19 protein-coding genes are annotated in these 10,774 nt (G+C 65.6%); 9 read left to right on the top strand and 10 right to left on the bottom strand.

All coding sequences use genetic code 11. From position 1 onward, the window contains the following. Window positions 1–246 precede the first annotated feature (246 nt). The 6 genes from BQ7388_RS10550 to BQ7388_RS10525 all read right to left on the bottom strand — a co-directional run bounded on the left by BQ7388_RS10550 (window position 247) and on the right by BQ7388_RS10525 (window position 4,195). A complete protein-coding gene (locus BQ7388_RS10550; RefSeq protein ID WP_072500631.1) occupies window positions 247–732 on the bottom strand; it encodes a hypothetical protein in 486 nt (161 codons plus the stop codon). Continuing rightward, complete coding sequence (locus BQ7388_RS10545) at window positions 732–1,235, bottom strand: type II toxin-antitoxin system MqsA family antitoxin (protein WP_072500630.1); 504 nt, start codon at window positions 1,233–1,235, stop codon at window positions 732–734. Before BQ7388_RS10545 ends, BQ7388_RS10550 begins: the two co-directional genes overlap by 1 nt. Before the next feature lie 17 nt (window positions 1,236–1,252). After that, complete coding sequence (locus BQ7388_RS10540; protein ID WP_072500629.1) at window positions 1,253–1,585, bottom strand: type II toxin-antitoxin system MqsR family toxin; 333 nt, start codon at window positions 1,583–1,585, stop codon at window positions 1,253–1,255. A 150-nt stretch (window positions 1,586–1,735) separates the two neighbouring features. Continuing rightward, entirely contained in the window at window positions 1,736–1,948 is a 213-nt protein-coding gene (locus BQ7388_RS10535; RefSeq protein ID WP_072500628.1) for a class I SAM-dependent methyltransferase, read from the bottom strand. A 374-nt stretch (window positions 1,949–2,322) separates the two neighbouring features. Continuing rightward, window positions 2,323–3,465, bottom strand: coding sequence for an exonuclease domain-containing protein (locus tag BQ7388_RS10530; RefSeq protein WP_072500627.1), 1,143 nt, complete (start codon window positions 3,463–3,465; stop codon window positions 2,323–2,325). Window positions 3,466–3,514: 49 nt separating this feature from the next. After that, a complete protein-coding gene (locus BQ7388_RS10525) occupies window positions 3,515–4,195 on the bottom strand; it encodes a LexA family protein (RefSeq protein ID WP_072500626.1) in 681 nt (226 codons plus the stop codon). Between the two features lie 131 nt (window positions 4,196–4,326). Here BQ7388_RS10525 and BQ7388_RS10520 point away from each other — a divergent pair, with 131 nt between their 5' ends. Continuing rightward, on the top strand, window positions 4,327–4,548 hold the full coding sequence (locus BQ7388_RS10520) for a hypothetical protein (protein ID WP_072500625.1): 222 nt from the start codon (window positions 4,327–4,329) through the stop codon (window positions 4,546–4,548). A 153-nt stretch (window positions 4,549–4,701) separates the two neighbouring features. Beyond that, window positions 4,702–5,007 carry a hypothetical protein gene (locus BQ7388_RS10515; protein WP_072500624.1) on the top strand — a complete coding sequence of 102 codons (306 nt, stop codon included), beginning with the start codon at window positions 4,702–4,704 and terminating at the stop codon, window positions 5,005–5,007. On the opposite strand, the gene BQ7388_RS10510 is transcribed toward BQ7388_RS10515, so the two are convergent. Further along, window positions 4,944–5,429: a hypothetical protein gene (locus BQ7388_RS10510; RefSeq protein ID WP_072500623.1), complete on the bottom strand. Its 486-nt coding sequence runs from the start codon at window positions 5,427–5,429 to the stop codon at window positions 4,944–4,946. The two genes, BQ7388_RS10515 and BQ7388_RS10510, sit on opposite strands and share 64 nt — an antisense overlap. Window positions 5,430–5,904: 475 nt before the next feature. Between BQ7388_RS10510 and BQ7388_RS10505 the strand changes: the two genes are divergently transcribed. From BQ7388_RS10505 to BQ7388_RS10480, 5 genes are all read left to right on the top strand, one after another. Then, window positions 5,905–6,228, top strand: coding sequence for a helix-turn-helix domain-containing protein (locus BQ7388_RS10505; RefSeq protein WP_129583264.1), 324 nt, complete (start codon window positions 5,905–5,907; stop codon window positions 6,226–6,228). Between the two features lie 658 nt (window positions 6,229–6,886). Then, window positions 6,887–7,075, top strand: a complete 189-nt coding sequence (locus BQ7388_RS10495) for a hypothetical protein (RefSeq protein ID WP_072500620.1) — start codon at window positions 6,887–6,889, stop codon at window positions 7,073–7,075. Beyond that, window positions 7,072–7,281 carry a hypothetical protein gene (locus tag BQ7388_RS10490; RefSeq protein ID WP_072500619.1) on the top strand — a complete coding sequence of 70 codons (210 nt, stop codon included), beginning with the start codon at window positions 7,072–7,074 and terminating at the stop codon, window positions 7,279–7,281. Before BQ7388_RS10495 ends, BQ7388_RS10490 begins: the two co-directional genes overlap by 4 nt. Beyond that, window positions 7,274–7,570 (top strand): hypothetical protein, encoded by a 297-nt coding sequence (locus tag BQ7388_RS10485; protein WP_072500618.1) that lies wholly within the window; start codon window positions 7,274–7,276, stop codon window positions 7,568–7,570. The genes BQ7388_RS10490 and BQ7388_RS10485 overlap by 8 nt, the downstream gene beginning before the upstream one ends. 120 nt (window positions 7,571–7,690) lie before the next feature. Continuing rightward, the gene (locus tag BQ7388_RS10480) at window positions 7,691–8,173 is read left to right on the top strand and encodes a hypothetical protein (protein ID WP_072500616.1); all 483 of its coding nucleotides are present in this window, start codon (window positions 7,691–7,693) and stop codon (window positions 8,171–8,173) included. A gap of 18 nt (window positions 8,174–8,191) precedes the next feature. On the opposite strand, the gene BQ7388_RS12165 is transcribed toward BQ7388_RS10480, so the two are convergent. Beyond that, window positions 8,192–8,359, bottom strand: a complete 168-nt coding sequence (locus tag BQ7388_RS12165; protein WP_234946956.1) for a hypothetical protein — start codon at window positions 8,357–8,359, stop codon at window positions 8,192–8,194. A 77-nt stretch (window positions 8,360–8,436) separates the two neighbouring features. Here BQ7388_RS12165 and BQ7388_RS10475 point away from each other — a divergent pair, with 77 nt between their 5' ends. Both BQ7388_RS10475 and BQ7388_RS10470 read left to right on the top strand, forming a co-directional pair. Further along, entirely contained in the window at window positions 8,437–8,733 is a 297-nt protein-coding gene (locus BQ7388_RS10475; protein ID WP_072500618.1) for a hypothetical protein, read from the top strand. 120 nt (window positions 8,734–8,853) lie between these two features. After that, window positions 8,854–9,336 carry a hypothetical protein gene (locus BQ7388_RS10470; RefSeq protein ID WP_072500616.1) on the top strand — a complete coding sequence of 161 codons (483 nt, stop codon included), beginning with the start codon at window positions 8,854–8,856 and terminating at the stop codon, window positions 9,334–9,336. A gap of 18 nt (window positions 9,337–9,354) precedes the next feature. Here the strand turns inward: BQ7388_RS10470 and BQ7388_RS10465 are convergent, their stop codons facing one another. Both BQ7388_RS10465 and BQ7388_RS10460 read right to left on the bottom strand, forming a co-directional pair. Then, on the bottom strand, window positions 9,355–9,882 hold the full coding sequence (locus BQ7388_RS10465; RefSeq protein WP_072500615.1) for a Fic family protein: 528 nt from the start codon (window positions 9,880–9,882) through the stop codon (window positions 9,355–9,357). Continuing rightward, window positions 9,879–10,388, bottom strand: coding sequence for a Panacea domain-containing protein (locus tag BQ7388_RS10460; RefSeq protein ID WP_072500614.1), 510 nt, complete (start codon window positions 10,386–10,388; stop codon window positions 9,879–9,881). The genes BQ7388_RS10465 and BQ7388_RS10460 overlap by 4 nt, the downstream gene beginning before the upstream one ends. Window positions 10,389–10,774: the final 386 nt, after the last annotated feature.

Below are 10,774 nucleotides of genomic sequence, written 5' to 3'. Positions count from 1 at the left end.
CTCGTGGAGCGTCCTCAGCCGCGCGAGCTCGGCGTCGGCCTCGCGCCTCGTGCAGCGCATGACCTTGGAGCGCCTGACGGTCCGCCTGCCCTCTCGCTCGGGCCACCTGAGCCTGTAGCGCCCTGGGCCCAGCCTGGAGACGCTGCCCCAGCTGCTGCGCAGTCGTGCCATAATGTCATCGACCTCCTGTCCTGGATGGTCGTGGCCCCCTCGTCCTCCGCCAAGATCGCGAGGGGGCCTATTGTGTCAGTCGGCGCCGGCGCCCTCCCCCTGTTCGCTCATGTTCCTGAGCGCTGCGGCGAGCAGGCCCTCGCGGTCTGTCGAGGGGACGTAGAACCTCTGTACCGGCGACTGGCTGGTTACCCCGTGAATTGCCGCCCTCGCGAACTCGTAGGCCGTGACCGCCGCATCCGCAATCAGGGCATGTTCGGCACTTTCGTCATCAACCCCTGGGAACTCGCCGCCGACAGCGATGATTACATCCGCTACGGCAGAGATGACCTCCCTCTCGTCTCCGGAGTTTTCGTTGACCTTGATGTCGAGGACGAGACGGAGGTTCTCCTCGCAGCGGGACCCCCCGTCGGCGCGGGAGAAGCTCATGAGAGGGAAGTTGACGGATATCGTGACAGTGCATTCGTCCTTGGGCGCGATTGGGCTTACGCTGACGTCAAGATGCAGCATCCTGACGTCCATGAGCTCGATGTCGCTAATGAACCTCGCGGACTCTTCCATCACGCCACCTCAACGATTCTCTTGGTCGTCTTGTCGGGCCACGTCTTCCCGCTGTCCCTCGGCCTCGGGCTGAAGCTGTACGTGACGCTCGCTGCGGGCCTGATCTCGGATCGCTCCATCAGTACGTCAGCGTTCCTGCGGTCGAACCGCAGGAGCCTCATCAGGCGGTCCGCCGTCTTGCTCTGCACCGACGCCCCGTTCTCCCATCGGCTGGCGGTCGGCCTTGAGACGCCGACGAGCTGCTCGAACTGCGCCTGGTTGAGCCCGAGGTCCTTTCGGATTTCCTTGACCTCATCGGGCGACAGGAGGCCTTTGAGCTCCGCCCACTGGCGGGCCATGTCCTTCGCCTGCCTCGTCGCCATCCCGGCGCTCATCATCGTCTCGCCGCACTCGGGGCACCGGTGGTACTCGAGGCCCTTCACGGTGATCATCTCGCCCTTGAACTCCTCGGTGAGCGGGTCGTTGCAGGGCATCATCTCGCTGCCGCACTCTGGGCAAATCATGTCGCCCCTCCTCCTTCTCAGTGTATCGAGCCGTTCTCGCAAAGGGTCCAGACCTGCACCGTCGCCTGCCCGCACTCGTCGACGAAGAACTTCACGTACCACTCGGTCTCGTCGCAGACCATCCCCTTGTAGACGTCCGCATACGTCCCCGGGCGCTTCTCGAGCTCGACCGACTTGTAGAAGCTCTCGGGCCCCATCGCGTCGAACACCCTCACGAGCAGGTCGTCGATGTCGAGCCAGCCGTGGTTCCGCGGCCAGCTTCTCGCGCGGCCGGAGAGCATCGCCCGTCCCTGCCCCACGAGCGTCCTGACTTCTACGAGATCGTAGGTCGGCTTCCGTCGGTCCCTCATAATCTCTCATTCCCTTGCAAAGTTAGCATGATGCTAAATCTCACCACTTTTGCGGTGTTCGCCGAAACGACAGAACGCACAGAAAACGTTCGCGAGCGGCTAACCTGCCTCATGACTTCCTCCCGGCCCCCTCGCCGCCCCCTGCCAGAATCAAGCCGAGGCTAGAACCCAGCCTCCTAGAGGGGATCCAGGGGATCCGTCATCGTATGTTCCCGGCCCGGCAAACCCATCGACATAGAGGATGCCATGCCGCGGCACGCTCATGACCTTCTGGAGGAAGGCGCTCAGATATGCGGAGAGCAGCTTGTCCTTGATTTGGGACCAGTCCTTGTGCTCCTTGTCCCAGCCCTCTGTGTCGCCCACTCCCTACCCTTCCCCTCTCCGTCAAAGATGGCCAAGACAACCGGAGTCCTTCCCCCATGATGCCGCTGGCGAAGCGACTCGTGTCCTTCCGCAGGTGGCCGTTGCCCTCGCCCCAATCGAGTTATATAGTTGGGTTGCCTCGTGAGAGGCAAGGTCGGATGGCTGACTTGGGTGGATCAAAGCTGGGTTCCCGAATGGGAGTAGGCCCCATGGCTTAGAATTCCCTTGCTCCTGGGGTCAGCCTTCCGACCTTCTTGTTTTCCCCTTCAACTTGTCGATGACGTTCTCCGGGTCCTCGCTGATGGCCTGCCATACTTGGCTTGCGCATGCCGAACTTCATGGCTTCCTCCTAGGAGCCTGCCGCCTGCGATCGTCTAGTCGCGGTACAGATCGCACTCGTTGATGACCTTCACGGGTACGCCCTTCTCCTGCAGCTCCATCGCCTTCTTCACCTTCGTGCCATAGCTCCCGAGGGAGTAGGCCTCGCTGCCGCAGCCCCCCATTACCACGTAGCTGCACTTCTTGGTGACCCCGGTCTTTACCGTGCCTCCCCGCGACTCGATGTACTCCGTGACGGCCGACTTGCTGCCGTGCTCGAAGTCACCGGTCAGGCAGAACAGCCTCCCGTCGAACTCGACGGCCTCGGCGTGACCGTCGAGCGGGTTTGCGAGCCTGTCCAGCTCGCCGACGAGCTCGTCGGACTCCAGCAGGGAGATGTCGCCGTCCTCGAGCGCCTCCTGCAGCTCGTCCATCAGCCTCGCCACCACCGGATCGCCCGCTAGGCTGTCGCGTGAGAGCATCCACGAGAGGAGCGCAGCCGCCTCGTCCACCGACACGTCGCCGTCCGACGTGACCCTTCCGACGATCTTGATCAGGTCGCGCATGTCGTTGGTCGACTGGCTGTACGTCCTTCCTGGGCGGGGACCCGTCCCAGCGGAGCCGCGGGGGCGCGGGACCCGCGAGGACGCCCCGGGTCCCCTGTACGTGTCGACGTACGGGGAGACGTCTCCCTGGGCCATCTCGCGGAGGGACCAGAACAGCCCCATGCACCCGTCGGCGTCCGCCGCCGCGTCGTGGTGCCTCCCCATCCGCACGCCCAGGGTGTCGCACAGGTGGTCCAGCTTGTAGTCGCCCTGCGGCGGCAGGATGCTCCTCGCCATCCTCTGCGTGCAGGCGTAGTCGAAGTGGTCGACGCCGATTCCGAGCGTGGCGGCTGCCTTCCAGATGACGCAGAGATCGAAGGCGGCGTTGTGGGCGACCAGCAGCGAGCCGTCGAAGCGCGGCCAGATCACGTCGCTCCACGCCTCGGCGAAGGTCGGCGCGTCGCTCACGTCAACGGGGGAGATGCCGTGGATTCTCATGTTGACGTCGTCGAAACGGGCCTGCGGGTTGACCAGCGTGTAGGCGCGGTCCAGCTCGCGCCCCGAGAGGTCGGTGGTCACGAGGCCAATGGAGCAGATGCTGTCGTTGTGCCGGTTCGGCGTCTCGACGTCGAGGAACGTGATGCTGTCGAACATGTGCCCTCCTGTCTGCCATCCATGCCCGAATTTGGGCATGGACCTGTCCCTACTCCATCTCCCTCGCCGCCTGGAACCACACGACGCAGCCGTGGAAGCTGACCTCGTGGCCGTCCCCGTCCCTCACGACGATGTCCTTGTAGCCCTCGTCCCACGAGTCGGGCGAGAGCACGAGCGTCGACGCGCCCCGGTAGAGCCTCCTCATGACGTAGTCGGCCCCGTCGATGGACACCACGGCGATGGAGCCGTTCGTCGGCTCGCTGTCGGGGTCGATGAGGATGTGGCAGCCCTCGGGGTAGACCCGGCTCATGCACTGGCCCTCCACCTCGAGGAAGTAGGCGCGGGGATGGCCGTCCAGCACCTCGGCTGGGACGGGCACCTCGTCGTCCAGGACGTCGGGCTCCTGGGCGTCCCCCGCGTGGACGCGCCCCAGGAGGGGCGCGTAGGCAACCTCCGACGCGACGGGGGTGAGGGCGGAGGAGGGGAAGGAACCCTTTAGCTGCGCCGCCAGGCCCGCGCTCTCGGAGCGGAGGTCATCGATGGACAGATGGAAGTAGTCTCTGAGCTTTTGGATGTTGCTGTCACGGATGTTGCCGATTGTCCCAGACTCCCATTTATTGACGGTCTCTCTGGTGACGCCGGCGATGTCGGCAATCTCCTGCTGGGTAATTTCGCGTCCTTCTCCTCTGAGCGTTCGTAGAGCACGGATGTTGTTCCCTATGACACTCATTACAGCGCACCTCATAAGTTCGTAACTTCACAACATAACAATTAACGCCACTAGAAGAATTTTAGATTCACGCTAGACATGGCGTAAAGTGTTGTTTAACATTACACTCGACAAAGCGAGAGGAGGTAGAAATGGTCACAGAGCTTTCCCAAATTGCCAAGGCGCGCCTTGCAAGTGGGTTGACCATCGAGGATGCAAGAAAAGCTATCGGGTTGAGCTACACGCCTTACAAGCTGAGAGAAGACAATCCCGAGATGTTCTCGCTCAACGAACTCAAGATACTGAACGGCGAGTTCAACTCGGATGGGCGGCGCATCTTCAAGGAGTGGCTTCTCTATTTTTTTGAACTTTAGAGTGCTTTAAACATCACATTAGTTCGCGCCATCCCCCGCGGGGGGGAGAGAGGGGAGGGGACATGGACGAGGAGGAGGACATGAGAGACGGCCTCGCGCTCGCCCGCGCGCTGTCGCGGTCGGAGAAGTGCGCCACAGAAGGAGGGATGTCCCATGCCCGGAGGGAAGGCGGATGGGTTCGGTATCACGAGGTCCGGAATCACGTACTTCAAGCGCAAGTACTTCGTGCAGCAGCTGAGGAGGCTGGGTCTCTACCGGGAGGAGTTCGACCCCGTGGAGTTCGAGGAGCTGGGAGAGATGTCCTGGGCGCTCCGCGGGACGGGCTACACCTACGTCGTGCAGGTCGTGCCGAGGGAGCAGGCGAACGCGGTCGAGCTCGGGGTTGGCTCCCTCGCCTACGTCGCGGGGCCCGACAGCAGGGCCCGGAGCGCGGAGAGCAGCCCGAGCACCTTGTCGTAGTTGAGGACGAGGGACAGGGCGGCGCTCGCCAGGCAGGCCAGCATGGCCTGCCTCCTGGAGTAGGCGCGCTCCTCGTCCCGGACCCTCGCGGCCTCGGCCTCCCTGCGCTCCTTCTCCCTGAAGTAGTTCCTGCCGTCCGGGGTGAGGTCGCCGTAGTGCTCGGAGTCGTGCGAGACGAGCATCCCCTTCGCCGAGAGCGACTCGCAGAGGCTTCTCACGACCTCGTACTCCGGTTCGTGGACGTAGCACCTGGAGGCTATGAAGACGATGCCGTCGCTGTGCTGCGTCGGCGTCTCCTCGATTCGGCTCAGCTCTTCGTAGAGCCTGTGGTCGATGTGGTGCTCGACGCTCTCGTGCCGCTCGTACACGTCGACGAGCTCGCGGAGCCAGGCCTCCTCCTCGGAGTTCAGTTCCTCGGCCATGCCGCCTCGCTCCTCCCGTCCGGGGGTGACCTGCCCGATGTCGCCTGACCAGATTCTAACCATGGCGTGCATGTGGCTGTTCGCGGGCCTCGGGTTCCTGTACGGGTGGCTGTTCCTGGGGCGCTAGCCAGCCCCGCCCGCTCGGTTCGGAAGCTTAGGAAAGGAAGGGAGGTGGCGCACATGGCGACGGTCACGACGGCCGACCCGCTCGAGGAGCTGGTGAGCACCATCCAGGAGGGCGTCGACCGCTACAGGCGGCGNAGGCCTCCTCCTCGGAGTTCAGTTCCTCGGCCATGCCGCCTCGCTCCTCCCGTCCGGGGGTGACCTGCCCGATGTCGCCTGACCAGATTCTAACCATGGCGTGCATGTGGCTGTTCGCGGGCCTCGGGTTCCTGTACGGGTGGCTGTTCCTGGGGCGCTAGCCAGCCCCGCCCGCTCGGTTCGGAAGCTTAGGAAAGGAAGGGAGGTGGCGCACATGGCGACGGTCACGACGGCCGACCCGCTCGAGGAGCTGGTGAGCACCATCCAGGAGGGCGTCGACCGCTACAGGCGGCGCATGGAGGAGAACCCCTACCCCTGCGGGAGCAGGGCGCTCGCCTTCGCGCGGGCGGCGGGGCTGCCCGCGCGGATGGCGTACACGGTGGCCGACACGGCCAGGTACACGGGCGTCCCCACGAGCACCATCCGCGACGAGATGGGGGCGGGGAGGCTCGCCTTCGTGACGCCCCCGGGCTCGGAGCGCAGGACCCTGATCAGGGTCGACGCGGTGGACGCCTGGATGGACGAGAACCAGAGGTAGAGCGCCCGCGACGTGCTGCAACACGCGCGGGCAACGACAGAAGGGATGGGACCCATGTCCAGGCAAGTATCGCACAGGCGCGGGACTTCGGCTGGGAGCCGTCGGTGCGCTCGGTGTACATGAGGGCGCACAGGCTGGGCCTCTCCAAGCGCCCCGTCGCGAACCACGACGGCAGGGCCGAGCGGGAGGTGAGGTGGTCGCGGGAGCCCGAGATGGAGGCCTGGATGCTCGGGCACGACCGGGGGCAGAGGACCGACCTCCTCTCGGAGGAGTTCCGCGAGCGCTTCGGGTTCGCCCTCTCGCGCCACCAGGTCTCGCTCTTCCGCTCCACGCACGGCACCCGGACCAGGGACGGCCACGGGGGCGGCAGGGCCCGCCTGGCCGTGGGCTCCGTCCGCTGGAAGAGGNGGCGGCTGGGGGCCGACCGGCCAGGGCGCGGCGCGGGCAGGCTCGAGCGAGGCACTGGCCGAGGGGGACGAATGACACCGACTGACGGCATGACCCTGCGCGAGCTGCGCACCTACGCCATGGAGCACGGCGTGACCCTGGGCTACGTTACCCGCAAGGCGGAGGTGGAGCGGGAGATACGCAACTGGGCCACGGGGGGGTTCGGGGACTTCACCGACGAGGAGCGCTCCGCGTTCCGAGAGGAGGACCGATGAGCGCGACCGATTACGAGCCGATCAGCGGCGAGCAGCAGTACGTCGTCCGGCTCCTCGAGGGGGCTTCCGGCGACCTGTTCGTCGGCATGAGCGCCAGCGAGGCGAACGAGTACATCGGCTCCCACGCGGAGTACCTGGACATCGACTGGGAGTACGTGGAGCAGCTTAGGGGGGCAACCGTATGAGACCTACGGATGACGAGCGCCGCGAGGTGGCGGAGAACCTACGCCTTCTTGCCGATTATCCAGGACAGCCGGTGCGGTATGCCGAGCAGTTCAGAGACTTGCTGCAGGACGAAATCTTCCCAGTGCTCGAGTACCACGACTACAGCGAGACGCTCATCCGCCTCGCCGACCTCATAGACCCGGACGGGGGCGATGTGGATGAGTGAGGAACGCACGTTCGTCTGCGAGGCCGTGGTCGGCGACATGTCGCACATGGAGTGCGATCTGGTAATCGACGCCAGCTACTTCCGCTCCGCGAGGTCCACGCGCCTGTCGGACGGGACCCGCGTCGTGGAGGTGCGCACGTGCAGCCTGGAGGCCGCGGACGGTTGGGTAAGATGCTCACGCTGCGGGGCGTTCGTACGGATGGGATGCGTGACTGACGCAACGGGCTGCATCCCCATACGCTTCTGCCCCAGCTGCGGCGCACGCGTCCTGGGCGATGATGCCTCGTGACCCGCTCGGACCTGGGCTGGGGCCTGGGCGCGCTCGTGGGGCTGCTCATGGCTGTCGTGCTCGCGCCGGTGTGGGTGCCGCTGTCCGCCTGGGACCGGGCCCGGGGGAGGTGGTCGGGGCATGTCCGCTGACCCCGGGCTCTACCGCGACGCGCGCGAGCTCTTCGAGGCGGCCGCCGAGGCGTCGAGGGACGCCCGGCGGCTGTCCCTGCGCCTGCAGGGGATGTCCGCCAGGGAGGGAGTGCGCGCCCAGTCCTACGCCGCCCGTGGGCGCTCGGGCTCCGTGGGAGGCGGCATGTCCGCCACCGAGAGCAGGATCGACTGGGAGGCGGCGCACGAGGCGCGCCTCAGGGAGGACTACGAGCTCGTGGACCTCGCCTTCGTGATCTGCTACGGCACCGACGGGACGGGCGGGGTCCGGCGCCTCCTGAACGGCGAGTACGCCGACGCCCTCTGCATGCACTACGTCGACGGCATGCCCTGGGAGACCGTGGCGCGTAGGCTCAAGCTCGCCCCCTCGACCGTCAGGACGCGGGCGAACGTTGCGCTCGACTCCATAGACGCCGTCGGGTACGAGCTCGCGATCGAGGGGGTGTGGGAGTGAGGGGCTGGTGCGGAGCCCTCACTCCCTGAACCTCGAAAGTCCGCTCGCATAGTAGATTCCGCCACTAGGGGTCCGCTCACCGCCGCCGATTACCAGGCAGTCAAGAACGAAGGCGGTGAGCGCCCTTTGGTATGCGTCCAACTTTTCCTCGCCGCAGCTGGCAATCTGCTGGACGATGTCCGCCATGGTCTCCTGAGAACAGTCGACGGTGGCGTCCTCGTCGACGAANGCCGACCTCATAGACCCGGACGGGGGCGATGTGGATGAGTGAGGAACGCACGTTCGTCTGCGAGGCCGTGGTCGGCGACATGTCGCACATGGAGTGCGATCTGGTAATCGACGCCAGCTACTTCCGCTCCGCGAGGTCCACGCGCCTGTCGGACGGGACCCGCGTCGTGGAGGTGCGCACGTGCAGCCTGGAGGCCGCGGACGGTTGGGTAAGATGCTCACGCTGCGGGGCGTTCGTACGGATGGGATGCGTGACTGACGCAACGGGCTGCATCCCCATACGCTTCTGCCCCAGCTGCGGCGCACGCGTCCTGGGCGATGATGCCTCGTGACCCGCTCGGACCTGGGCTGGGGCCTGGGCGCGCTCGTGGGGCTGCTCATGGCTGTCGTGCTCGCGCCGGTGTGGGTGCCGCTGTCCGCCTGGGACCGGGCCCGGGGGAGGTGGTCGGGGCATGTCCGCTGACCCCGGGCTCTACCGCGACGCGCGCGAGCTCTTCGAGGCGGCCGCCGAGGCGTCGAGGGACGCCCGGCGGCTGTCCCTGCGCCTGCAGGGGATGTCCGCCAGGGAGGGAGTGCGCGCCCAGTCCTACGCCGCCCGTGGGCGCTCGGGCTCCGTGGGAGGCGGCATGTCCGCCACCGAGAGCAGGATCGACTGGGAGGCGGCGCACGAGGCGCGCCTCAGGGAGGACTACGAGCTCGTGGACCTCGCCTTCGTGATCTGCTACGGCACCGACGGGACGGGCGGGGTCCGGCGCCTCCTGAACGGCGAGTACGCCGACGCCCTCTGCATGCACTACGTCGACGGCATGCCCTGGGAGACCGTGGCGCGTAGGCTCAAGCTCGCCCCCTCGACCGTCAGGACGCGGGCGAACGTTGCGCTCGACTCCATAGACGCCGTCGGGTACGAGCTCGCGATCGAGGGGGTGTGGGAGTGAGGGGCTGGTGCGGAGCCCTCACTCCCTGAACCTCGAAAGTCCGCTCGCATAGTAGATTCCGCCACTAGGGGTCCGCTCACCGCCGCCGATTACCAGGCAGTCAAGAACGAAGGCGGTGAGCGCCCTTTGGTATGCGTCCAACTTTTCCTCGCCGCAGCTGGCAATCTGCTGGACGATGTCCGCCATGGTCTCCTGAGAACAGTCGACGGTGGCGTCCTCGTCGACGAAGAACTTCATCAGGGCCATGAGCACGACGATGGCGGTTCGCTTGTTGCCGTCTGGGAAGCAGTGGTCCTTCGCGATGAGTGTCGACAGCTTGACGATCTGGCCGACGCAGCTATCGCAGGGGTACTGCCCGAAGTGAGAACAAAGCGATGCGGTGACGGCTGACTCCACCGCCCCCTGTGTCTCCGGACTGTCTGAGATGGCAAGAGATTGTGATCCATTCCTATGGATGATGCCGCTGTGTATCTGCATGATGGCCTCGACGAGGGCCGAGGCCATCTCGGGAGAAAGGTCGACGGGGCGGTTCCAGTCCTCGGTCACTTGTCGGCGAGTATCTCTAGGGCTCCTGCCCAGTCGGAGCCAACCCTCCCTATGGCATCGGTGAGGGTGGGGCTTCCGGTCGGCGTCTCGACGCCATCGCGGGAAGCGAGAATGTCGGCGTCGGTAATGAGCGAATGGGCTCCGTCCCTGTCATAGGAGCTGCCCCATGCTCCGCCTGCCCTGTGGCTGAAGCTCATCAGGTCGATGGCGGTGAGCGCGCCGTAGCGCTCCCACGTCTCGTCGGCGGCCATGGCGGCATCCATCGGGATCGTCATGCTTTCGGGGCAGAGGACCGCCCTCCCACCGTTCGTCTGGAAAGCCCGGTAGACGGACGGGATGACGGGGCCGTACGGCCATGCCTCCACGCCCTCGGCAAAGAGCTTGACGCCCCTGCGGAGGGCATCCGCATAGGCGAAGTAGACGAGCTTGTTGAGCTTCATGTTCGTCAGATAGTCCTCGGTACCGTGCCTGACGATCAATGCGTTCGCGATGTCCAGTGCCCTCATGCCGGTACCTCCCCTCGAACGTGTTCGTCTGATGTCATCATACCCGCGCCCCGGGACTTGTCGCACCCGCAAAGCCATGTGTGGCAGAACCGTGGCAGCGGGTGGGCGCTCGTCCTCGGGTACATCGTCAGGATATGGCGAGGTGGGCAGCGGTTTTCGTCCTTGCCAGAGCACCCTCTGCGCAGATAAGAAGTAATTATCTGCGTGACTTGGGAGCGTGAATAACCGCGCCCGAATATTAGCTTTCGGCAGATATCGGCGTCGTTCGGCGCCCGTCGGCGGCAATCGGCGCCCGTCGGCGCATTTCGGCGGCAATCGGCGTCGTTCGGCGGCCGTCGGCGGTCCATGGCGTGATATACGTATGGTGCGCAAGCAGGCGGGGCCGC

It is taken from the genome of Olsenella phocaeensis, from assembly GCF_900120385.1.
Taxonomy (GTDB): domain Bacteria; phylum Actinomycetota; class Coriobacteriia; order Coriobacteriales; family Atopobiaceae; genus Olsenella_I; species Olsenella_I phocaeensis.
Note: the sequence above shows the minus strand (reverse complement) of the source record. Positions and strands in the feature narration are given on the sequence as shown.